20 protein-coding genes are annotated in these 23,418 nt (G+C 61.3%); 7 read left to right on the top strand and 13 right to left on the bottom strand.

Translation table 11 applies throughout. The annotated features are described in order from the left end of the window. Positions 1–69: 69 nt before the first annotated feature. From ACEN2T_RS13720 to ACEN2T_RS13660, 13 genes are all read right to left on the bottom strand, one after another. Positions 70–1,347 (bottom strand): flavohemoglobin expression-modulating QEGLA motif protein, encoded by a 1,278-nt coding sequence (locus tag ACEN2T_RS13720; RefSeq protein WP_032891715.1) that lies wholly within the window; start codon positions 1,345–1,347, stop codon positions 70–72. Between the two features lie 22 nt (positions 1,348–1,369). After that, entirely contained in the window at positions 1,370–1,918 is a 549-nt protein-coding gene (locus tag ACEN2T_RS13715; RefSeq protein WP_442116857.1) for a hypothetical protein, read from the bottom strand. A 16-nt stretch (positions 1,919–1,934) separates the two neighbouring features. Continuing rightward, positions 1,935–2,651 carry a TetR/AcrR family transcriptional regulator gene (locus ACEN2T_RS13710; protein WP_032891717.1) on the bottom strand — a complete coding sequence of 239 codons (717 nt, stop codon included), beginning with the start codon at positions 2,649–2,651 and terminating at the stop codon, positions 1,935–1,937. 106 nt (positions 2,652–2,757) lie between these two features. Then, positions 2,758–4,260, bottom strand: coding sequence for a lysine--tRNA ligase (lysS, locus tag ACEN2T_RS13705; RefSeq protein WP_032891718.1), 1,503 nt, complete (start codon positions 4,258–4,260; stop codon positions 2,758–2,760). Positions 4,261–4,339: 79 nt separating this feature from the next. Continuing rightward, positions 4,340–5,435, bottom strand: a protein-coding gene (prfB, locus tag ACEN2T_RS13700) for a peptide chain release factor 2 (protein WP_099601257.1) whose coding sequence is annotated in 2 segments (ribosomal slippage) — positions 4,340–5,362 and positions 5,364–5,435 — 1,095 coding nt in all. Because the reading frame shifts where the segments join, the coding sequence is not laid out codon by codon here. 206 nt (positions 5,436–5,641) lie between these two features. Beyond that, positions 5,642–6,643 (bottom strand): diguanylate cyclase, encoded by a 1,002-nt coding sequence (locus ACEN2T_RS13695; RefSeq protein WP_032891719.1) that lies wholly within the window; start codon positions 6,641–6,643, stop codon positions 5,642–5,644. Between the two features lie 51 nt (positions 6,644–6,694). Further along, positions 6,695–7,705 carry a chemotaxis response regulator protein-glutamate methylesterase gene (locus tag ACEN2T_RS13690; protein WP_032891720.1) on the bottom strand — a complete coding sequence of 337 codons (1,011 nt, stop codon included), beginning with the start codon at positions 7,703–7,705 and terminating at the stop codon, positions 6,695–6,697. Further along, complete coding sequence (locus ACEN2T_RS13685) at positions 7,702–9,984, bottom strand: hybrid sensor histidine kinase/response regulator (RefSeq protein WP_122680275.1); 2,283 nt, start codon at positions 9,982–9,984, stop codon at positions 7,702–7,704. Before ACEN2T_RS13685 ends, ACEN2T_RS13690 begins: the two co-directional genes overlap by 4 nt. After that, on the bottom strand, positions 9,981–10,682 hold the full coding sequence (locus tag ACEN2T_RS13680) for a chemotaxis protein CheW (protein ID WP_032891722.1): 702 nt from the start codon (positions 10,680–10,682) through the stop codon (positions 9,981–9,983). Before ACEN2T_RS13680 ends, ACEN2T_RS13685 begins: the two co-directional genes overlap by 4 nt. Further along, positions 10,679–11,935 carry a CheR family methyltransferase gene (locus tag ACEN2T_RS13675; protein ID WP_032891723.1) on the bottom strand — a complete coding sequence of 419 codons (1,257 nt, stop codon included), beginning with the start codon at positions 11,933–11,935 and terminating at the stop codon, positions 10,679–10,681. The genes ACEN2T_RS13680 and ACEN2T_RS13675 overlap by 4 nt, the downstream gene beginning before the upstream one ends. Continuing rightward, entirely contained in the window at positions 11,932–12,444 is a 513-nt protein-coding gene (locus ACEN2T_RS13670; RefSeq protein ID WP_032891724.1) for a chemotaxis protein CheW, read from the bottom strand. The genes ACEN2T_RS13675 and ACEN2T_RS13670 overlap by 4 nt, the downstream gene beginning before the upstream one ends. Beyond that, complete coding sequence (locus tag ACEN2T_RS13665) at positions 12,444–14,066, bottom strand: methyl-accepting chemotaxis protein (protein WP_032891725.1); 1,623 nt, start codon at positions 14,064–14,066, stop codon at positions 12,444–12,446. The genes ACEN2T_RS13670 and ACEN2T_RS13665 overlap by 1 nt, the downstream gene beginning before the upstream one ends. Before the next feature lie 149 nt (positions 14,067–14,215). Further along, a complete protein-coding gene (locus ACEN2T_RS13660) occupies positions 14,216–14,926 on the bottom strand; it encodes a tellurite resistance TerB family protein (protein WP_122752562.1) in 711 nt (236 codons plus the stop codon). 168 nt (positions 14,927–15,094) lie between these two features. Between ACEN2T_RS13660 and ACEN2T_RS13655 the strand changes: the two genes are divergently transcribed. The 7 genes from ACEN2T_RS13655 to ACEN2T_RS13625 all read left to right on the top strand — a co-directional run bounded on the left by ACEN2T_RS13655 (position 15,095) and on the right by ACEN2T_RS13625 (position 23,379). Further along, positions 15,095–16,006: a LysR family transcriptional regulator gene (locus ACEN2T_RS13655; RefSeq protein WP_032891728.1), complete on the top strand. Its 912-nt coding sequence runs from the start codon at positions 15,095–15,097 to the stop codon at positions 16,004–16,006. A 132-nt stretch (positions 16,007–16,138) separates the two neighbouring features. After that, positions 16,139–17,596, top strand: a complete 1,458-nt coding sequence (locus ACEN2T_RS13650; RefSeq protein ID WP_339480972.1) for a gamma-aminobutyraldehyde dehydrogenase — start codon at positions 16,139–16,141, stop codon at positions 17,594–17,596. 73 nt (positions 17,597–17,669) lie between these two features. Continuing rightward, a complete protein-coding gene (ydcS, locus tag ACEN2T_RS13645) occupies positions 17,670–18,821 on the top strand; it encodes a putative ABC transporter substrate-binding protein YdcS (RefSeq protein ID WP_181642743.1) in 1,152 nt (383 codons plus the stop codon). Between the two features lie 199 nt (positions 18,822–19,020). Continuing rightward, positions 19,021–20,055: an ABC transporter ATP-binding protein gene (locus tag ACEN2T_RS13640; RefSeq protein WP_442116856.1), complete on the top strand. Its 1,035-nt coding sequence runs from the start codon at positions 19,021–19,023 to the stop codon at positions 20,053–20,055. 1 nt (position 20,056) lies between these two features. Continuing rightward, positions 20,057–20,986: an ABC transporter permease gene (locus ACEN2T_RS13635; RefSeq protein ID WP_032891733.1), complete on the top strand. Its 930-nt coding sequence runs from the start codon at positions 20,057–20,059 to the stop codon at positions 20,984–20,986. Further along, entirely contained in the window at positions 20,976–21,785 is an 810-nt protein-coding gene (locus ACEN2T_RS13630) for an ABC transporter permease (protein ID WP_032891735.1), read from the top strand. Before ACEN2T_RS13635 ends, ACEN2T_RS13630 begins: the two co-directional genes overlap by 11 nt. Positions 21,786–21,954: 169 nt before the next feature. After that, the gene (locus ACEN2T_RS13625; RefSeq protein ID WP_442116855.1) at positions 21,955–23,379 is read left to right on the top strand and encodes a gamma-aminobutyraldehyde dehydrogenase; all 1,425 of its coding nucleotides are present in this window, start codon (positions 21,955–21,957) and stop codon (positions 23,377–23,379) included. Positions 23,380–23,418: the final 39 nt, after the last annotated feature.

The following is a 23,418-nucleotide window of genomic DNA, read 5'->3' as shown; positions in this document are numbered from 1 at the left end:
AGTTGACCGTCTGTTGAAGATTCAATGTGGGAGGTGGTTTGCGCCCTCCCACATTTAGACCCGGTTTCTTCAGAGGATATTGGAGTAATCCGCCTCGATCCGATCCAGGCTCAAGTGGTTGAGGAAGTTGGAGAAGCACATCCACGCCGCCAATGCGTTCATGTCGCGGAACTGTTCAGGCAGGTACTTGGGCGGCACCACCAGGCCTTCGTCCACCAGTTGGCGCAGGGTACGCATGTCTTCCAGAGTGGTCTTGCCGCAGAACAGCAACGGCACCTGTTCCAGCTTGCCTTTGCGCACGGCCAACTGGATGTAGTTGTAGACCATGATGAAGCCCTTGAGGTAGGACAAATCCTTGGTAAACGGCAGTCCATTGGGCACCGAGCCACGGAATACGCGACTGGCGTTGCCATAGCTTTCAGCGATCTCAAAACCTTGCTCGCGGAAGAATTCGAACACCTGCAGGAAATCGGCGCCCTCCTCCACCATGTGGATAGCGCGCGTACGGTTGGTGAGTTTGCGCAGGCGACTCGGGTAGGAGGCGAAGGTGATGATCTCCATCAGAATCGCCAAGCCCTCCTGGGTCACCGTGGAAGACGGCGGGCCTTTGGACAGGAAAGTGCAGATCGGCTGGTTCTGGCCGTTGAGGGTAGTGCCAACGTGCACCAGGCCTTCATGGACTTCCAGGGCGCGCACGTCGCGATTGTTGAACATCGCATCGGCGCGGATCTTGATGTAGTCGGCCCCCGCCGCTGCATCCGCAACGATGCCGTCGGACTCGAACACGCGAATGGTTTCTTCCGCCTCGCCGAACACCTTGTTCAGGCGGGTTTGCAGCAGGGCGACGGCGTCCTTGGCGGTGAGGGTCTTGGCTTCGTCCTTGAGGTCGCCACGGCCGTCGATGTTATTCAGGTAGTCGGAGAGCATCAGGCCCAGGTCGGCCAGGGTTGGGTCGCCGGCGTGGAACGCATCGGAGGCGGCGCCGTACAGCTCTTGGGAAATCAGGCCGAAGTCCTCGGTGCCGCGCGCTTCGAGCATCCGCACCACCATGCGGTACTCGCGGCACATGCGACGCATGATCTGCCCCACCGGGCTGAACTGGCCGAGGCGACGGGTGATGTCACGCTCGATATTCTGGAATTCCAGCTTCACCGCACTGGAATCAAACGACAGCGGCCGGTTCAGGTAATAGTCGCGGTCTACGGCAGGCATTGCCTTGCCCTTGGCCTTGAGGAATCCCTGGCGAATAGTGTCGTCCCATTTGACGGCGTCGAGGACGCGAATCGGTGTCTGTGCCAGCACAATGCGATCGGACAAGGTGCGTATCGTCTGCTGGTAATCGTCCACCGGGTGCTTCCTTCTTTAAACGTTATTTGCCCGCACGCTGATAGCGCGCGGCTTCAACGAACACATCGGCATTGGCCGGGTCATCCAGGTAGGCGAATACCCGGTCCAAGGGGCTGTCCACCAACACCCCGTCGCCTTCGACGGTTTCTACGGTGCCTCCATCCAATGCCTGTTGGCCGATGGCTTGGCGGATCTGCTCCAGATCAAGGTTGTAGACCACCAATTCGTGCTTTTCGTCGAATTCGAAGCCGGCCAGGATAAAATTCCCACCGAACTTTGTAGGCAACGGCGCCGACAGGTACCACCGATTGCCATGGCGCGACACAGTAAACAGGTACTCATCGCGCTGGCCCGGCGCCGCTTTAGGGTAGCTCACGGCTTTGTAGCGGTGCTCACCGGCGCGAGTGATGTGTAAGCTGAGCGGCTCACCCCAGGCATTCTTGCTGGACCAGTGGCCCAGCAACTCATTCGGCGCCGCTTCACGGCTTGCCAGCGGCTCCTTGAAGGTCACCAAACAACCGCTGAGCAGCAGGAACGACAAGGCGATTAGCGCGATACGCCAGGTTTTCATCAGACACCCTCCGGTGTCAGACCGAGGCCAACACCAAATGCATGTAACGCTTGAGGATCTCAAGCATCTCTTCACCGGTCAGAGGCTCTGCGCCGCCCAACAGGCCCTGATATTCCATCCGACTGATAATCGCCGTCAACACCTTGGCGTCCTGCTGCGGCTCGCGGGAGCCCAACACCTGGAAAAACTGCCCGGTGCCCTGCAATAAAATCTGCTGATGGGAACGCACCAGTTCGGCCAGGCGCGGGTTCAATAGCGCTTCCTGACGAAACGCCTGTTCGGCCATGAGGTGTTCGCGACGGTTGGTCAGTTGGCGCAGCACATAGTCGGCGGTCAGGCGCGCGATGTCATCGGCCAATTGCGAACGTGACTCCGGGCTGCCATCGCCGTAGGCAACCATCTCGCGCAACAGGCCTTCGTTACGTACCCACAGCTTGCCCATGAAGGCAGCGCTGCGTTCGACGTACTGCGCGAAGGTGTCGGTCAGCAGGTCATCGATGTCTTTGAAGTAGTAGGTGGTCGCCGACAACGGCACGCCCGCTTCCGCCGCCACCGCCCGATGGCGCACGGCTCGTACGCCCTCACGCACCACAATACGCATGGCCGCATCGAGAATGTCTTGCCGCCGTTGCTCGCTGCCCCGACGACTGGCCTTACGGCCCTGGTACTGGACGCTTTCAGCCACGGCAGCGGCAATGCCGGCGGCGCCTTCTTGTGCGATTACGCGGTTCACGACACACATCCTTGAATAGATCAAAACCTGGCGCTGTTTGCTTGACGCTTAAAAACGCCCCATAAAAAAGCCGCCTTATAAAAGGCGGCTTCGGATTTCGCTAGGGTTACGCTTGCGGCCGCATGTGCGGGAACAAGATCACATCGCGGATCGACGGCGAGTTGGTCAACAACATCACCAGTCGGTCGATGCCGATACCTTCACCGGCGGTTGGCGGCATGCCGTATTCCAGGGCGCGTACGAAGTCAGCGTCGTAGTGCATGGCTTCGTCGTCACCGGCGTCCTTATCGGCCACCTGAGCCATGAAGCGCTCGGCCTGGTCTTCCGCGTCATTCAACTCGGAGTAGGCGTTGGCGATTTCGCGGCCACCAATGAACAGCTCGAAACGGTCAGTGACGTTCGGGTTGTCGTCGTTGCGACGGGCCAGCGGCGACACTTCGAACGGGTACTGGGTAATGAAGTGCGGCTGTTCCAGCTTGTGCTCGACCAGCTCTTCGAAAATCATCACCTGCAATTTGCCCAGGCCTTCGAAGCCCAGCACCTTGGCGCCGGCTTTCTTGGCGATGGCGCGGGCTTTGTCGATGTCGTTGAGGTCGTCAGCGGTCAGCTCGGGGTTGTACTTGAGGATCGAGTCGAACACCGACAGGCGCACGAACGGCTCGCCGAAGTGGAACACCTTGTCGCCGTACGGCACGTCGGTGCTGCCCAGGACCAGCTGTGCCAGTTCGCGGAACAGTTCTTCGGTCAGGTCCATGTTGTCTTCGTAGTCGGCGTAGGCCTGGTAGAACTCCAACATGGTGAATTCTGGGTTGTGACGGGTCGAGACACCTTCGTTACGGAAGTTGCGGTTGATCTCGAAGACCTTTTCAAAACCACCCACAACCAGACGCTTCAGGTACAGCTCCGGCGCGATACGCAGGAACATTTCCAGGTCCAGGGCGTTGTGGTGGGTTTCGAATGGCTTGGCTGCGGCACCGCCGGGGATGGTTTGCAGCATCGGGGTTTCGACTTCAAGGAAGTCACGCGCCATCAGGAAGCTGCGGATGTGGGCGATGACTTGCGAACGCACGCGGAAGGTCTGGCGCACGTCTTCGTTGACGATCAGGTCAACGTAGCGCTGGCGGTAGCGCTGCTCGGTGTCGGTCAGGCCGTGGTGCTTGTCCGGCAGCGGGCGCAGGGACTTAGTCAGCAGGCGCACGCTGGTCATCTCGACGTACAGGTCGCCCTTGCCGGAACGGGCCAGGGTGCCTTCGGCGGCAATGATGTCGCCCATGTCCCAGGTTTTCACCGAGGCCAGGGTTTCTTCAGGCAAGGTCTTGCGGTTGACGTAGACCTGGATGCGACCGGTCATGTCCTGGATCACCATGAACGAGCCACGGTTGAGCATGATGCGACCTGCCACCTTGACCGGGATCGCAGCCTCTGCCAGCTCTTCCTTGGTCTTGTCCGCGTACTGTTTCTGCAAGGCATCGCAGTAGTTTTCGCGGCGGAAGTCATTGGGGAAGGCATTGCCCTTCGCGCGCTCGGCAGCAAGCTTTTCCTTGCGCAGGGCGATCAGGGAGTTTTCTTCCTGTTGCAGGGCTTGCGGGTCGAGTTGTTGGTCGCTCATGTCTTTAAAATTTCCATCAGGTTCGTTGTCCCCGGCCTGCGGCCGGGGATCGCCGGCAAGCCGGCTCCTACAATCTTTATTACAAGCCGGACTTCAGGCTGGCTTCCAGGTATTCGTCGATATCGCCGTCGAGCACCTTGTCGCAGTCGCTGCGTTCGATGTTAGTGCGCAGATCCTTGATCCGCGACGCATCGAGCACATACGAACGGATCTGGTGACCCCAGCCGATATCCGACTTGGTGTCTTCCAGCGCCTGGGAAGCGGCGTTGCGCTTCTGCATTTCCTGCTCGTACAACTTGGCCCGCAGCATTTTCATGGCGGTGTCCTTGTTGGCGTGCTGGGAACGTTCGTTCTGGCAGCTGACCACGGTGTTGGTCGGTACGTGAGTAATACGTACGGCCGAGTCGGTGGTGTTTACGTGCTGACCACCGGCACCGGAGGAACGGTAGGTGTCGATACGCAGGTCGGCCGGGTTGATCTCGATTTCCACCTTGTCGTCGATCTCTGGCGAGACGAACACCGCGGAGAAAGAAGTGTGGCGACGGTTGCCGGAGTCGAACGGGCTCTTGCGCACCAGGCGGTGCACGCCGATTTCGGTACGCAGCCAGCCAAAGGCGTATTCACCCTTGATGTGCACGGTCGCGCCCTTGATGCCAGCCACTTCACCGGCCGACAGCTCCATGATGGTGGCGTCGAAGCCGCGTTTGTCGGCCCAGCGCAGGTACATGCGCAGCAGGATGTTGGCCCAGTCCTGGGCTTCGGTGCCGCCGGAACCGGCCTGGATGTCCAGGTAGGCGTTGTTCGGGTCCATTTCATGGCTGAACATGCGGCGGAATTCGAGCTTGGCGAGGTTTTCCTCTAGACGGGCCAGCTCGGCGATGACATCGCCCACTGCGCCTTCGTCGTTTTCTTCGACGGCCATGTCCAGCAGGTCACGGCAATCGGCCAGACCGGTGTTCAGTTCGTCGAGGGTGTCGACGATCTGCGCCAGCGCAGCGCGCTCGCGGCCCAACTCTTGGGCGTATTCAGGTTTGTTCCAGACACTCGGATCTTCAAGCTCACGATTGACTTCGGTCAGACGCTCATGCTTTTGATCGTAGTCAAAGATACCCCCGAATAGTTTCGGAGCGCTCGGACAGGTCCTTGATGGTGTTCAGGATCGGGTTGATTTCCATGGCGGGCAGCACTCGTTGGCGAACTTTTGAAAGCCGGCGAGTATAACGGCAAACGGGGGGGAGCGGCAGCCCGCCTGGCGAAAAGGCAGACTACGCTGGGTTAAATGTGAGAGGGGGCCTGCTCCCGATGGCGGTGCATCAGGTGACTGACCCTCCGCTATCGGGGGCAAGCCCCCTCCCACATGTTGATCGGTTGCGGCCTCGAGTCACTCGATGCCGACCTGATTACGCCCATTGTGTTTGGCCGTATACAAGCCCTTGTCCGCCGCCAATATCAGCTGCCGACAATCCGTACCCTGCTGCGGCGTGGTTGTCGACAGGCCGATGCTGATCGTCAGGCTGGAGCCTTCTGCCGGGGCGATATGCGGGATTTTCAACGCCGCGACGGCCATGCGCAGCTTTTCGGCCACCAGTCGCGCGCCTCCCGGTGAGGTGTTCGGCAGCACCAACGCAAACTCTTCACCACCGTAGCGCGCCGGCAGGTCCGAAGGGCGACTGCTGGCATCGCGGATGGTGGCGGCAACTTTGCGCAGGGCTTCGTCGCCTTCGACGTGACCGAAGCTGTCGTTATAGGTCTTGAAGAAGTCCACGTCGATCATCAGCAGCGACAGTTGGGTCTGGTCGCGCATGGCGCGGCGCCACTCCAGTTCCAGGTATTCGTCGAAGTGACGGCGGTTGGACAGCCCGGTAAGGCCATCGGAGTTCATCAGGCGTTGCAGCACCAGGTTGGTGTCCAGCAACTGTTGCTGGCTGACCCGCAGCGCGCGGTAAGCCGCATCGCGCTGCAGCAGCGTCATGTAGGAACGCGAGTGATAGCGGATGCGTGCCACCAGTTCGATGTTGTCCGGCAGCTTGACCAGGTAGTCGTTGGCCCCCGCCGAGAACGCCGCGCTCTTGATCAGCGGGTCTTCCTTGGTGGATAGCACGATGATCGGGATGTTCTGCGTGGCCGGATGATTGCGGTAATCGCGCACCAGAGTCAGGCCATCGAGGCCGGGCATCACCAAGTCCTGCAGGATCACCGTCGGCTTGATGCGGATAGCCTGAGCAATCGCCTGGTGCGGATCGGCGCAGAAGTGGAAATCGATGTTTTCTTCATGGGCCAGGCCGCGTCGGACCGCTTCGCCGATCATGGCCTGGTCGTCGACCAGCAACACCATGGCGGCATTTTCGTCGGTCTTGATGTCGTCGATCTGTAAATCATTCATCTGCAGTCACCTGAATTACTACCTGCAAGCCAGCATCGCGCAAGGTCATGTTCATTGTGCAAAGACCTCCAGTAATCGGGGCGCAATTCTGTCCAGAGGGCGAATTTCAACAGCGGCATCAATCGCCGCCGCCGCTTTGGGCATGCCATACACCGCCGAGCTCTGCTGATCCTGGGCGATGGTCAAATAACCTTGTTCACGCAATAACTTAAGGCCCTGGGCCCCGTCACGACCCATGCCGGTCAGCAGTACGCCGACGGCGTCACCATTCCAGTGGCTGGCCACGCTTTCGAAGAACACGTCGATCGAAGGCCGGTAAATCTCGTTCACCGGCTCTGCGGTATAGGCTAGCGTGCCGTTCTTCAATAGACGAATGTGGTGATTGGTACCGGCCAGCAAGACCACACCGCTTTGCGGCGGTTCGCCTTCGCGGGCCAGGCGCACCGGCAGCCCGGAAGCACTGCTGAGCCATTCGGCCATGCCGGCGGCAAAGACCTGGTCCACATGCTGCACCAGCACAATGGCGGCGGGAAAGTCACGGGGTAAACCCTTGAGCAGGATTTCCAGGGCAGCCGGGCCACCCGCCGAAGAGCCGATAGCCACCAAACTCTGGCGTTTGCCGGAGGTGCGCGCTGACGTGGTTTCGGTGCGCACGCGGCTGCCGCGCTGGCCGATCAGCCAGCCGATGTTGAGGATTTTGCGCAGCAGCGGTGCCGCCGCATCCTTTGGATTGCCTACGCCGAGTGCAGGCGTGTCCACCACATCCAGGGCGCCGTGGCCCATGGCTTCGAACACCCGGCTCATATTGGCCTGGCGGTCGACGGTCACCAACAGGATCGCGCACGGGGTCTCGGCCATGATCTGCCGCGTGGCCTCCACGCCGTCCATCACCGGCATGATCAGATCCATCAGGATCAGGTCAGGCGTCAACTCAGCGCAGCGCTGCACTGCCTCCAGACCATTGCCGGCCACCCACACCACCTCGTGCGAGGGCTCGAAATTCAAGGCGCGGCGCAAGGCCTCCACGGCCAGGGGCATGTCGTTGACGATCGCAACCCTCATGACCGCGCGCCCCCAATCAGCTCCACGACGGCGTCCAGCAACGCGTCGTCGTGGAAGCTGGCCTTGGCCAAGTAATAATCGGCGCCGGCATCCAACCCACGGCGACGGTCCTCTTCACGGTCTTTGTACGACACCACCATCACCGGCAACGATTGCAGGCGAGTATCACGGCGCAAGAGTGTGACCAATTCAATACCGTCCATGCGAGGCATATCAATGTCAGTGATCAGCAGGTCGAAGTCTTCGGAACGCAAGGCGTTCCAGCCGTCCATACCGTCGACCGCAACGGCCACTTCGTACCCGCGATTAAGCAGCAATTTACGTTGCAACTCACGCACGGTGAGCGAGTCATCCACCACCAGTACGCGTTTGCGCGGCGCCTCGGTGACCTGCTGGCTGCGCCGGGCAATGCGTTCCAGGCGCCCGGTGTTGAGCAGCTTGTCCACCGAACGCAGCATGTCTTCAACATCGACGATCAACACCACCGAGCCGTCATCCAGCAAGGCGCCGGCGGAAATATCCTGGACCTTGCCCAGGCGGTCATCCAGCGGCAACACCACTAGGGTACGCTCGCCGATGAAACGTTCCACGGCGATACCGTACACCGCATCGCGCTCGCGGATCACCACCACCTTCAAGGTCTCGTCATTGGTCTGCCCCGGCGGGCGCTGTAACAGCTGGCTGGCGGCGACCAGGCCAACATGCCGGCCCTCGTGCCAGAAATGCTGGCGGCCTTCGAGTTGCACAATGTCGTCGGGGGCCAGGTCACACATACGTTCTATATGCGCCAGCGGGAACGCATAGGCTTCTTCGCCAACTTCCACCACCAGGCTGCGCACCACCGAAAGGGTCAGCGGCACCTCCAGGTGAAAACGACTGCCCTGCCCCGCCGTCTGCTCCAGCACCACCGCGCCGCGCAACTGGCGGACCATATGCTGCACCGCATCCAGTCCGACGCCGCGCCCGGACACCTCGGTAACCTTGTCGCGCAGGCTGAAACCCGGCAGGAACAGGAACGTCAGCAGTTCCTCTTCGCTCAGGTTCAACACAGTCTCCAGGGTCGACAGATGACGGTCGACAATGGTCCCGCGCAGGCGCTCCAGGTCAACGCCGTTGCCGTCGTCGCTCAGTTCCAGCACCAGTAGACCGGCCTGATGGGAGGCACGCAGGCGGATCAAGCCTTCGGCGGGTTTGCCGGCCAGCAGGCGCTGGTCGGGCATTTCGATGCCGTGGTCGACGGCATTGCGCAATAGATGGGTGAGTGGCGCTTCGAGCTTTTCCAGCACATCACGGTCGACCTGGGTCTTTTCGCCCTCGATCTCCAGGCGCACCTGCTTGCCGAGGCTGCGGCCGAGGTCGCGCACCATACGCACCTGCCCGGCCAGCACATCGGCAAACGGACGCATGCGACAGGCCAGCGCAGTGTCGTAGAGCACCTGAGCGCGCTGCCCGGCCTGCCAGCCGAACTCATCCAGCTCGGCAGTTTTTTCCGCCAGTAAGGCCTGCGCTTCGCTCAGCAGGCGACGGGTATCAGCAAGGGCTTCCTGGGCTTCGAGGTTCAGATCCAGAGTCTTGAGATGACCGTCCAGTGTGTCCAGGGCGCGCACGCTATTGCTTTGAATACGTTTGAGGCGCTGCATGCTGGCCAGATAGGGCTTGAGCCGCTGGGTTTCCACCAGGGATTTGCTCGACAGATCCAGCAGACTGTTCAAGCGCTCGGCGGTCACGCGCAACACGCGCTCGCCGCCTTCGGTCATGCGCTTGCCCTGACGCGGCGGATCGCTGGCAACAGGGGGAGCGGGCTCGGGCTCCGGCGGCAATTCTTCGATGACCGGCGCGGGTGCAGGCTGGGACACGACAGGCGGTGGCGCAGCTTTAGCGGTGGGCTGCGACGGATCCAACAGGCGCTCCATCAACGCCACATAAGCGTCGATGTCCGCTGGCCCCACGGTGTTTCCCGGGGTGGCGATGCGCATCAGCAGGTCGGTGCCTTGCAGCAAGGCGTCAATGTGTTCAGGTTGCAGGTACAGGCGACTTTCCTGGGCGCTGACCAGGCAATCCTCCATGACGTGGGACACGCTGACACCCGCATCCACCCCCACGATCCGCGCCGCGCCCTTGAGCGAATGGGCCGCGCGCATGCAGGCTTCAAGCTGGTCGGCCTGGGTCGGGTTACGCTCCAGGGCCAGCAGGCCCGCGCTCAGTACCTGGGTCTGTGCATCGGCTTCCAGGCTGAACAGTTCCAGCAGCGAGGCGTCGCGCATCTGGTCGGGGGTCATGTGAGGCTCCGGGTCACGGCGGACAACAATTGCGCCTCATCCAGCCAACGCAGGCTGCGGCCCTTCCATTGCAACACGCCCTGAGTGAAGCGTGCGCTGGCCTGGGAGCCAGGCGCCGACGCAGCGTTCAAGGTGCGCTCATCGATGGCATGGATGCCGTCCACTTCGTCCACCGGTACCACCACTGGGCCATCCTGCGCGGCGATGATCAACATACGCGGCATGATCCGCCCGCCACTGGCGCCGTGACCGGTGTTGTCCAGGCCGAGCAGCTCCACCAGAGACAGGCACGCCACCAGCGCCCCCCGCACGTTCGCCACGCCGAGCAAGGCGCGGGAACGCTGGTGCGGCAGCGAGTGAATCGGTTGCAACGGAGCCACCTCCACCAGGCAGCGGGTGGCGATGCCCAACCACTCTTCACCGAGACGGAACATCAGCAACGAGCGGGTGACGATTTCTTCGTCGACTTCAACTGCAGCGGCCGGACGATGGTCGTCCTGCTGCAGGGCGTAGCGATCCAGCAGGCGCGTGGCGGCCGCTGAGTACACCGCACAGTTGCGGCAGTGGATATGGTCCACCAGCAGCGGGCAGGACTTGTCGCCATGGATACCGATCCGGTTCCAGCAGTCGTCGATGGCCTGGGTGTCGGCCATAGTCAGGTCCAGGCCGGCGGTGTCGAGCGCGTCGGGGCTACTCATCGTTTGGACTCACTGTCTGCTCGCTCGCTACGGGCGGCCCGCGCTTGCAAACGGCGCGCCCCCGCGCTGTCGCCCTGGGATTCGAGCAACGCGGCCAGGTGAATCAAGGCCTGCGGGTGCTGAGGTTCCAGGTACAAGGCTTTCCGATAAAACCCCTGAGCCTCCAGGGCGCTGCCGGCCACATCGCTGAGCAGCCCCAGCCAGTAGAACACCTGGGCGGCTGGCGGGTGGCTGTTCAAATACTGTTCGCAGGCGACACGGGCCTCGGCACTCTTGCCTTCGTTGGCCAAGGTGGCAATGCGGCTGAGCAAGGTACCCGCGTCGGAAGGCGGCGGTGGCTTGATCGGCACCACCTGGGCGCTCGCGGTACTGAACGGCCTTGGCTTGACGGGGATGGGCGCCGCGCTGCGCTGAGGGCTCGGTATCGGCACGAATACCGGCGCCGGCAGGTTAGGTTCGGCGTGCCGACTAAAGGCGAAAGACTGCGGCACCCCGATCGAACGCATGCCATGCCGGCCCAGCAGGCTGCCCTCGGCCGGGCCGATAAACAGTACGCCGTCTACGTGGGTCAGGCCCTTGAGCACATCGAACACTTGCTTCTGCGTCGGCTGGTCGAAATAGATCAAAAGGTTGCGGCAAAACACGAAATCGTAGCTCGCCTCGTTCGCCAGCAGCGTCGGGTCCAGTAAGTTGCCGACTTGCAGACGCACTTGTTCGCGCACGCGGTCGGCGATGTGGAACCCGTCGCTGTGTTCAGTGAAGTGGCGATCGCGAAAGGCAATATCGCTACCGCGGAACGAGTTCTTGCCATACACCCCGCGCCGCGCACGCTCCACCGACAGCGGGCTGACGTCCAGGCCCAGCACCTTGAACTGATGCGGCGCCAGGCCGGCATCGAGCAGGGCCATGGCAATCGAATAGGGTTCTTCGCCGGTGGAGCACGGCAGGCTGAGGATGCGCAGCGCGCGCATCTGCTTGATCTCGGCCAGGCGTGCAATCGCCAACCGGGCCAGGGTCGCAAAGGATTCGGGGTAACGGAAAAACCACGTCTCGGGAACGATCACCGCTTCGATCAGTGCTTGTTGCTCGTCGTGGGAGCTTTGCAGGCGCTGCCAGTATTCGCCTGGCGTCTGCGCCTGCACGGCCTGGCTGCGCTGGCGCACGGCGCGCTCGATAATCGCCTCGCCGACCGACGCCACGTCCAGGCCGATACGTTCCTTGAGGAAGGCAAAGAAGCGCGGGTCGTTGCTCATACGCTCAGCTCGGCAGAAAACAACAGGGCGCGCACGTCATCGGTGAGCACGTCGTTCACGCCGATCCATTGCATCAGGCCCAACGCATCCTCACGCACCGGCCCCAAATAGCGCGCCTGGGGGTTCTCCAGGCCATAAGGCTGAAATTCCGCGGGGTCGCAACGCAGGGTATCGGTGGCCTGCTCAAGGATCAGCCCCAACCGGCGAGACTCGACCCAGGGTTGCGGCTGGTAATTGACCAACACCAACCGCGTGCTGGTACGCGCCTGGGCCGCCGTACCGAAGGTCAGCGCACTCAGGTCGATGACCGGCACCAACGCTCCGCGATGAGCAAAGATACCCGCCACCCAAGAGGGCGCATGGGCGATGGGTTTGAGCGGCAGGCGCGGCAGCACCTCGGCCACTTCGGTGGCCTTAAGGGCATAACGTTCACTGCCGATGTGAAACACCAGGAACAACGCCTTTTTCGCTGCCGGGACGGCGCCGCGTTTAGCCGCGAGGTCGCTCATCAGACTTTGAAACGCGACACGCCGCTGCGCAGACCCACCGCAACCTGGCTCAGTTCATCAATGGCAAAGCTGGCTTGGCGCAGGGATTCGACGGTCTGACTGCTGGCATCACCCAGCTGCACCAGCGCGTGGTTGATCTGCTCGGCGCCGGTGGCCTGGGCCTGCATGCCCTCGTTGACCATCAACACCCGCGGCGCCAGGGCCTGTACCTGATGGATGATCTGAGACAGTTGCTCGCCCACTTGCTGCACTTCGAACATGCCGCGGCGCACTTCTTCGGAGAACTTGTCCATGCCCATCACGCCAGCAGACACCGCCGACTGAATCTCACGCACCATCTGCTCGATGTCGTAAGTGGCCACGGCGGTCTGATCGGCCAGACGACGCACTTCGGTGGCGACCACGGCAAACCCGCGGCCGTATTCACCGGCTTTTTCCGCTTCGATGGCGGCGTTCAGGGACAACAGGTTGGTCTGGTCGGCGACTTTGACGATGGTCACCACCACCTGGTTGATGTTGCCGGCCTTCTCATTGAGGATCGCCAGTTTGGCGTTCACCAGGTCGGCGGCCCCCATCACCGAATGCATGGTCTCTTCCATACGCGCCAGGCCCTGCTGGCCAGAACCGGCGGCCACCGAAGCCTGGTCGGCAGCGGTGGAGACTTCGGTCATGGTACGCACCAGATCCTTGGAAGTGGCGGCGATTTCCCGCGAAGTGGCGCCGATCTCGGTGGTGGTCGCGGCAGTTTCGGTGGCAGTGGCCTGCTGCTGCTTGGAGGTCGCCGCAATCTCCGTCACTGAGGTGGTGACCTGAACCGAAGAGCGTTGCGCCTGGGAAACCAGAGCGGTGAGCTCGGTCATCATGTCGTTGAAGCCGGTTTCTACCGCGTTGAATTCGTCCTTGCGCTCCAGGTTCAGGCGTTTGCTCAGGTCGCCAGTGCGCATGGTGTCGAGGATTTCGACGATGCGCTGCATCGGCGCCATGATCGCGCGCATCAGCAGGAGGCCGCACAGGCCGGCGGCGAGGATGGCGATGATCAGCGACACGCCCATGCTGATCTTGGCCGACAGAACGGCGTCGTCAATCGCCGCGGTGGCGCGATCAGAGACGTTTTTGTTCTCCGTAATAATGTCATTGAGCTTCATGCGACCTTCGATCCAGATCGGCGTCAGTTGCTCCTCAAGCAACTCGCGTGCAGCGGGCAGGTCGTTGTTCTGGACGCGGTCCAGCAACTGCTCAAGGACCTTGTTGTAATTGATGTGTGCGGCTTTGAAGTTATCGAACTCCATGCGATCAGCCTGGCTGCGCACGGTTTTTTCGTAATTGGCCATCTGTTGCTCAATACGCGCTTCGAAGGCCTTGTAGTCGGCCTTGTCGGTATTGGTGAAGGTTTTATCCTCACGCAGACCAATGATGTCGATGGTCTGAAGGTAACTGTCGACCCACGCGCTGCGGATCATAGAACTGAGATAAACCCCCGGTACCGCATCGTCCCGGACGGCTTCCTGACTGGTTTCGATCTTCAGCAACCGTGAGTAGGAGACCACAACCATTAACAGCATGATGGCGATAATGACCGCAAAACTTGCCAGGATGCGTTGGCGCAAGGTCCAGTTCTTCACAGTAATTCCTCGAAGGGCCATTCAAATGGAGGGGAGTATAGCTGAGCAGAAGGCCTCATTAATCAATGGGTTTTGATGCAGCGCTCATGGAATGCAAAAACACCCTGGGGCATTCAGCCAGCCAGGGTGCTTTATCTATACAGAGATGCTCAGAGGGTAGCTTGACGCACCTGCTTTTCCAGCTCCAGCTTCAAGCCAGGCTCCAGTTTCAGTTGGCGGGCCAATTCGTCCAGATAGGCCTTTTCCATGAAGTTTTCTTCGTCGACCAGCATCACACTGGCGATATACATTTCGGCAGCCATTTCCGGGGTGCTTGCCGCGCGGGCGACATCGGCCGGGTCCAGAGGTTTGTTCAGCTCGGCGTGCAGCCAGCTTTGCAGCTCGCGGTCGTTATCCAGCTTGGTGAACTCACCCTCGATCAGCTCTCGCTCGCGCTCATCCACATGGCCGTCGGCCTTGGCTGCTGCAACCAGCGCCTTGAGAATGCCTTGGCTGTGCTGCTCGACTTGGGCCGGTGGCAGGCGGTCGATGGTCTGCGGCTCGCCCTTGGGCGCATTGGCTTGATTGGCCTGCCAGTTGCCGTAGGCCTTGTAGGCAATGACGCCCAATGCGGCCAGCCCGCCGTAGGTCAGGGCTTTGCCGCCGAATTTGCGCGCCTTCTTGTTGCCCATCAACAAGCCCATGGCACCGGCTGCCAGGGCGCCGCCACCGGCACCGCCAAGCAGGCTGCCCAACCCTCCGCCGCCAAGCAGTCCGCCCAAGGCGCCTTTGTCGTCCTGCTTGCGTTGGCCGCCAGCCTTGTTTTGCAGCATGTCCTGGCCGGACTTGAGCAACTGATCGAGCAATCCACGGGTATTCATTCGTAGCCTCCAGACACTTGGGTTCATAGGACCAATAGGCCCTCAGCGTAAAACTAAGTGCCAAAAAGCCCCGATCTAGAGTGCTTCCAGATGTAACGCCACTGCCGTTCGCTAAAACCGATATACACTCGGACAAATCTATAAAAACACCCCACTGGTAATTCCAGCATGATGACCTTGCGTCAAATCCGGCACTTTATCGCCGTGGCCGAGACCGGCTCGATCTCCGCCGCCGCGCAGACCGCGTTTATTTCCCAGTCGACCCTGACCCTGGCGATCCAGCAATTGGAGCAGGAAATCGGGGTAAACCTGTTCAACCGCCACGCCAAGGGCATGACCCTCACCCACCAGGGCCACCAGTTCCTGCGCCAGGCGCACCTGATCCTCGCCACCGTCGACAACGCCAAGCGCAGCCTGCAACAAAGCACCGACCAAGTGGCCGGGCAATTGATCATCGGCGTGACCAGCCTGGTGGCCGGCTACTACCTCGCCGACCTGCTCACCCGCTTCCAGCGCGCCTACCCCAATGTGGAAATCCGCGTGATGGAGGACGAACGGCCCTATATCGAGCATTTGCTGGTGAGCGGCGAAATCGACGTCGGCGTGCTGATCCTCTCCAACCTCGAAGACCGCCACGCCCTTCAGACAGAAGTCCTGACCCACTCGCCCCATCGCCTGTGGCTGCCGGCGCAGCACCCGCTGCTGGAGCACGACAGCATCAACCTGGCCGATGTCGCGCGCGAGCCGTTGATCCAGCTGAATGTCGATGAAATGGGCCAAAACGCCCAGCGCCTTTGGACCAGCGCAGGCTTGCAACCCCGCGTCACGCTGCGTACAGCATCGACGGAGGCAGTGCGCAGCCTGGTGGCAGCAGGACTGGGCGTGTCGATTCAGCCAGACATGACCTACCGCCCATGGTCCCTGGAGGGCGACATCATCGAGGCACGGCCGATCGCCGACCTCAGCCAGACCCTCGATGTGGGCCTGGCGTGGCGCCGAGGCACCGCGCGTCCCGCGCTGGTAGACCCGTTCCTCACCGTGGCCCGGGAACAGCCGCACCCACGCAAGCCATCTATTTAATCGAATGCTGCATTCAGTATTTAGTATTTGTTGACCTCGCGCCTGACCTCTACTCTCAGTTCATCCATAAGAGAAGGTCCGGCGCCTTGTAAGAGAACGCCCATGACCACACAAGAAAAGAGATCGCGAAAAATGTCCGGCGCGCCCACCCCGCTGCTTACTGCGTTGCTGATCGACGGCGAACTGGTCCAGGGCCAGGGATTCGCCGAGCCGATCATCAACCCGGCCACCGGTGAAGTGCTTACCCAAATTGCTGAAGCCAGCACCGAGCAGGTCGAATCAGCCATCCTCGCGGCCCACCGCGCATTTGCCAGCTGGTCGCGGACCACGCCGCAACAGCGTTCAAACATTCTTCTGGGCATCGCTGATGCCATCGAAAAACAAGCCGATTACCTGGCCCGCCTGGAATCCCTGAACTGCGGCAAGCCGTTGCACCTGGCACGTCAGGATGACTTGAGCGCCACCGTCGACGTGTTCCGCTTCTTCGCCGGGGCCGTGCGCTGCCAGACAGGGCAACTGAGCGGCGAATACCTGCCGGGCTACACCAGCATGGTGCGGCGCGATCCAATTGGCGTCGTCGCCTCCATCGCACCGTGGAACTACCCGTTGATGATGGCCGCCTGGAAGATCGCCCCGGCGCTGGCTGCCGGTAATACCTTGGTGTTCAAGCCGTCGGAACATACGCCGCTGTCGATCCTCGCACTGGCCCCTGTGCTGAAGGACTTGTTACCACGCGGGGTCATCAACATTCTCTGTGGCGGCGGTGAAGGGGTGGGCAGTCATCTGGTCAGCCACCCGAAAGTGCGCATGGTTTCCCTGACCGGCGATATCGTCACCGGGCAGAAAATCCTGCAAGCCGCGTCCAAGACGCTCAAACGCACGCACCTGGAACTGGGCGGCAAAGCGCCGGTAATCGTGTGTAACGATGCCGACCTGCAGGCCGTGGTCGAGGGTGTGCGCGCCTACGGTTACTACAACGCCGGCCAGGACTGCACCGCCGCATGCCGCATCTACGCCCAGGCGGGGATTCACGACAAATTGGTCGCCGACCTCGGTGCGGCGGTCAGCAGCCTGCGCTTTGCCGGCAAGCGTGATGCCGACAACGAACTCGGCCCGCTGATCAGTACGCGCCAGCGCGACCGCGTGGCCAGTTTTGTCGAGCGTGCCCTCGGCCAGCCGCATATCGAGCGGGTCACGGGCGCCGCCGTGCATTCCGGCGCGGGCTTCTATTACCAGCCAACCTTGCTCGCCGGCTGTAAACAGAGCGATGAAATTGTGCAGCGCGAAGTGTTTGGTCCAGTGGTCACCGTGACCCGCTTCGATGAGCTGGAACAGGCGGTGGACTGGGCCAATGACTCCGAATACGGCCTGGCCTCCTCTGTATGGACCCAGAATCTGGATAAGGCCATGCAGGTAGCCGCACGCCTGCAATACGGCTGCACTTGGATCAACAGCCATTTCATGCTGGTCAGCGAAATGCCCCACGGCGGCTTGAAGCGCTCGGGGTATGGGAAAGATCTGTCCAGTGATTCGCTACAGGACTACAGCGTGGTGCGCCACATCATGGCCCGCCACGGCCAACATCTTTAAAACAACAACTAAGCTTTTGCGTCACCGGTTGCACACAACTGCCCCGACCATAATTAAAGAAGAGGGAACCCCCATGTCCGCGCACAAGACCGCACTGCTCAGTGCCTTGACCACCGCGCTGCTGGCCAGCGCCAGCATTCAGGCCGCCGAACCGCTCAAGGCGATTGGCGCTGGCGAAGGCCAGCTGGATATCGTCGCCTGGCCCGGCTATATCGAACGTGGCGAAAGCGACAAGGCCTACGACTGGGTCACTGGTTTCGAGAAGGAAACCGGCTGCAAGGTCAATGTGAAAACCGCCGCCACTTCTGACGAAATGGTCAGCCTGATGGCCAAGGGCGGGTATGACCTGGTCACCGCGTCGGGCGATGCGTCGCTGCGGTTGATCGTCGGCAAGCGTGTGCAGCCGATCAACACCTCGCTGATCCCAAACTGGAAAAACATCGACCCACGCCTTAAAGACGCGCCGTGGTACGTGGTCGGCCAGCAGACCTACGGCACCCCGTACCAATGGGGCCCGAACGTGCTGATGTACAACACCAACGTGTTCAAGACCGCGCCCACCAGTTGGGATGTGCTGTTCAACGCCCAGAACCTGCCGGACGGCAAGCCGAACAAAGGCCGCGTGCAGGCCTATGACGGCCCGATCTACATCGCCGATGCAGCGCTGTACCTCAAATCGACCCAGCCGGAACTGGGCATCCAGAGCCCATACGAACTGACCGAAACCCAGTACAAAGCCGTGCTCGACCTGTTGCGCGCCCAGCAACCGTTGATCCACCGCTACTGGCACGACACCACCGTGCAAATGAGTGACTTCAAGAACGAAGGCGTGGTGGCCTCCAGCGCCTGGCCGTATCAGGTCAACGGGCTGGTCAATGAAAAGCAGCCAATTGCCTCGACCATTCCGAAAGAGGGCGCCACCGGCTGGGCCGACACCACCATGTTGCACAGCGAGGCCAAGCACCCGAACTGCGCCTACAAGTGGATGGACTGGTCGCTGCAGCCGAAGGTCCAGGGCGATGTCGCCGCCTGGTTCGGTTCGCTGCCAGCGGTGCCTGCGGCCTGTAAGGAAAGCGAACTGCTCGGCGCCGAGGGTTGCAAGACCAACGGCTTCGACCAGTTCGACAAGATCGCCTTCTGGAAAACCCCACAGGCTGAGGGCGGCAAGTTCGTACCGTACAGCCGCTGGACCCAGGATTACATCGCGATCATGGGCGGCAGGTAAGGCCTTCCAAACGACCTAGGTCCCCTGTGGGAGGGGGCTTGCTCACGATAGCGGTACATCAGACAAACCTGTGTTGCCTGACACACCGTCATCGGGAGCAAGCCTCCTCCCACATTGACCGCACTCATAGATGTTTTGTTTTTTCAGAAGTCCAGGCCGGGCCGCTGCGACGACCCGCGCCTTTTTGGAGCACCGCACCATGACGCTTGCAGTCCAATTCACCCACGTTTCCCGTCAGTTCGGCGAAGTGAAAGCCGTCGACCGGGTTTCCATCGATATCCAGGACGGCGAGTTCTTTTCCATGCTCGGCCCTTCCGGCTCTGGCAAGACCACTTGCCTGCGCCTGATCGCCGGGTTCGAGCAACCGAGCGCTGGCTCGATCCGCATTCATGGCGAGGAAGCCGCCGGCTTGCCGCCGTATCAGCGTGACGTAAACACCGTGTTCCAGGATTACGCACTGTTCCCCCATATGAATGTGCGCGACAACGTGGCCTACGGCCTCAAGGTCAAAGGCGTGGGCAAGGCCGAACGCCTGAACCGCGCCGAAGAAGCCTTGGGCATGGTCGCCCTCGGTGGGTATGGCGACCGTAAGCCGGTGCAACTTTCAGGTGGGCAGCGCCAGCGTGTGGCACTGGCACGCGCACTGGTCAATCGCCCCCGCGTGCTGCTGCTCGATGAACCCTTGGGCGCCCTTGACCTCAAGCTGCGCGAACAGATGCAAAGCGAGCTGAAGAAGCTGCAACGCCAGTTGGGCATCACCTTTATTTTCGTGACCCACGATCAAACCGAAGCGTTGTCGATGTCCGACCGCGTGGCAGTGTTCAACAAAGGCCGCATCGAACAAGTCGACACCCCGCGCAACCTGTACATGAAACCGGCTACCTCATTCGTCGCCGAATTCGTCGGCACCTCCAACGTGATTCGCGGCGAGCTGGCCCAGCGCCTCAGCGGCAGCGCGCAGCCATTTTCGATCCGCCCGGAACACGTGCGGTTTGCCGACGGCCCACTGGGTGCCAGCGAAGTGGAAGTCAGCGGCCTGCTGCATGACATCCAGTACCAGGGCAGCGCCACCCGCTATGAGCTGAAACTGGAAAACGGCCAGGCGCTGAACATCAGCCAGGCCAACAACCAGTGGCTGGATATCAGCAGCGGCCATCAGGTCGGCCAGTCCATTACCGCGCGCTGGGCGCGGGAAGCCATGACACCGCTGACCGACATTGCAGGCGAGGTGTGACATGAGCCTGGCCCTCTCCCAACCACCGATGCGCAGGTTTTCCAACCTGCTGTACCGCAAGCCCAACCTATATCTGGCGATGCTGTTGATACCGCCGCTGATCTGGTTCGGCGCGATTTACCTCGGCTCGTTGCTGACCTTGCTGTGGCAAGGCTTCTACACCTTCGACGACTTCACCATGGCGGTCACGCCGGACCTGACCCTGGCCAACTTCGCCGCACTGTTCCAGCCGTCGAACTTCGACATCATCCTTCGCACCTTGAGCATGGCGATTGTGGTGTCGATTGCCAGCGCCATCGTGGCCTTCCCGATTGCCTACTACATGGCGCGCTACACCACGGGCAAGACCAAGGCATTCTTTTACATCGCAGTGATGATGCCGATGTGGGCCAGTTACATCGTCAAGGCCTACGCCTGGACCCTGCTGCTGGCCAAGGGCGGCGTGGCGCAGTGGTTTGTGCAGCACCTGGGCCTGGAACCGGTGTTGCAGTTCGTGCTGGGTATTCCCGGTGTGGGCGGCAGCACCTTGAGCACCTCACACCTGGGGCGGTTCATGGTGTTCGTCTATATCTGGCTGCCGTTCATGATCCTGCCGATCCAGGCATCGCTGGAGCGTTTGCCGCCGTCGTTGCTGCAAGCCTCGGCGGATCTGGGCGCCAAGCCGCGCCAGACCTTTATGCAAGTGATTCTGCCACTGTCGATTCCGGGGATTGCCGCCGGGTCGATCTTCACCTTCTCGCTGACCCTGGGCGATTTCATCGTGCCGCAACTGGTGGGCCCACCGGGCTACTTCGTCGGTGGCATGGTCTACGCGCAGCAAGGCGCCATCGGCAACATGCCCATGGCAGCGGCGTTCACCCTGGTGCCCATCGTGCTGATTGCGGTTTACCTGTCCATCGTCAAACGCCTGGGGGCCTTCGATGCACTCTGAGAAATCTTCGCTGGGACTAAAGATCGCAGCCTGGGGCGGCCTGGTGTTTTTACACTTCCCGATCCTGATCATCTTCCTCTACGCCTTCAATACCGAAGAAGCTGCGTTCAGCTTTCCGCCACAGGGCTTCACGTTGAAGTGGTTCAGCGTGGCGTTCGCCCGGCCGGACGTGCTGGAGTCGATCAAGTTGTCGCTGCAGATCGCCGCCATTGCCACCCTGATTGCCATGGTGCTTGGCACGCTGGCCTCAGCGGCGCTGTATCGCCGCGAGTTCTTTGGCAAGCAAGGCGTGTCGCTGATGCTGATCCTGCCGATTGCGCTGCCGGGGATCATCACCGGTATCGCGTTGCTGGCGACGTTCAAGACGTTGGGCATCGAGCCCGGGATGTTCACCATCATCGTCGGCCACGCGACCTTCTGCGTGGTGATCGTCTACAACAACGTCATCGCCCGTTTGCGCCGCACGTCTCACAGCCTGATCGAAGCCTCGATGGACCTGGGCGCCGACGGCTGGCAGACCTTCCGCTACATCATCATGCCCAACCTGGGCTCGGCGCTGCTGGCCGGCGGCATGCTCGCCTTCGCGCTGTCGTTCGACGAAATCATCGTCACCACCTTCACCGCCGGCCACGAGCGCACCTTGCCGCTGTGGTTGCTCAACCAATTGAGTCGCCCGAGGGATGTGCCGGTGACCAACGTGGTGGCGATGCTGGTGATGCTGGTGACGATGTTCCCGATTCTTGGTGCCTATTACCTGACCCGCGGTGGTGAAAGCGTGGCCGGGAGTGGCGGTAAATAACTTTTTTATTGAAGGCACCGAGCTCAAATGTGGGAGGGGGCTTGCTCCCGATAGCGGTGGGTCAGTTGTAGATGATGTGACTGAAAGACTGTCATCGGGGGCAAGCCCCCTCCCACATTTAGAGTCGGTTGCTTCAAGGAAATAACAATAGTTTGTGGAGAGCTGAACCATGCAAACCAAATTACTGATCAACGGCCAACTGATCGAGGGTGAAGGCCCGGCTCAAGCCGTATTCAACCCAGCCCTCGGCCGCGTACTGGTAGAAATCAAGGAAGCCAGCGAAGCCCAGGTCGACGCCGCTGTGCGCGCAGCCGATGCGGCGTTCGAAGGTTGGTCGCAAACCGCACCGAAGGACCGCTCGCTGCTGCTGCTGAAACTGGCCGACGCGATCGAAGCCCACGGCGAAGAGCTGGCCAAGCTGGAATCGGACAACTGCGGCAAGCCCTACAGCGCTGCGCTGAACGACGAGATCCCGGCGATTGCCGATGTGTTCCGCTTCTTCGCCGGCGCCAGCCGTTGCATGAGCGGCTCGGCCGGCGGTGAATACCTGCCGGGCCACACCTCGATGATCCGCCGCGACCCGGTGGGCGTGATCGCCTCCATCGCGCCGTGGAACTACCCGCTGATGATGGTCGCCTGGAAAATCGCCCCGGCCCTGGCCGCCGGTAATACCGTGGTGCTCAAGCCGTCGGAGCAAACCCCGCTGACCGCGTTGCGCATGGTTGAACTGGCGTCGGAGATTTTCCCGGCCGGCGTACTCAACCTGGTGTTCGGTCGTGGGCCGACCGTGGGCAGCCCACTGGTGAACCACCCGAAAGTGCGCATGGTGTCGCTGACCGGCTCCATCGCCACCGGCGCGAATATCATTTCCAGCACCGCTGACAGCGTGAAGCGCATGCACATGGAGTTGGGCGGCAAAGCGCCGGTGATCATCTTCAACGACGCGGACATCGATGCCGCCGTGGAAGGCATTCGCACCTTTGGCTTCTATAACGCCGGCCAGGACTGCACGGCCGCGTGCCGCATTTACGCCCAAGCGGATATCTACGACGCATTTGTCGAGAAGCTCGGCGCGGCGGTCGCCAGCATCAAATACGGCTTGCAGGATGACCCGGCCACCGAACTGGGCCCGCTGATCACCGCACAGCACCGCGACCGTGTCGCGGGGTTTGTCGAGCGTGCGGTGGCACAGCCGCATATCCGCCTGATCACCGGTGGCAAGGCGGTGGACGGCAATGGGTTCTTCTTTGAGCCGACGGTATTAGCCGATGCACAGCAGGACGATGAAATCGTGCGCCGCGAGGTGTTTGGGCCAGTGGTGTCGGTGACTAAGTTCACCGACGAAGCACAGGTGTTGGGCTGGGCCAATGATTCGGACTACGGCTTGGCGTCGTCCGTATGGACCGCCGATGTAGGCCGCGCCCACCGTTTGGCCGCGCGGTTGCAGTATGGCTGCACGTGGGTGAATACCCACTTCATGCTGGTCAGCGAAATGCCCCATGGCGGTCAGAAACTATCGGGTTATGGCAAGGACATGTCCATGTATGGGCTGGAGGACTACACCACCATTCGCCATGTGATGTTCAAGCACTGATTAAGCGCCTCCCCGGCACCTGCCTTGGGTGCCGGGTCC

Origin of the sequence: Pseudomonas sp. W22_MBD1_FP4 (assembly GCF_052113765.1) — a bacterium.
Classification (GTDB): domain Bacteria; phylum Pseudomonadota; class Gammaproteobacteria; order Pseudomonadales; family Pseudomonadaceae; genus Aquipseudomonas; species Aquipseudomonas sivasensis.
This window is presented reverse-complemented; position numbering and strand designations above follow the sequence as displayed.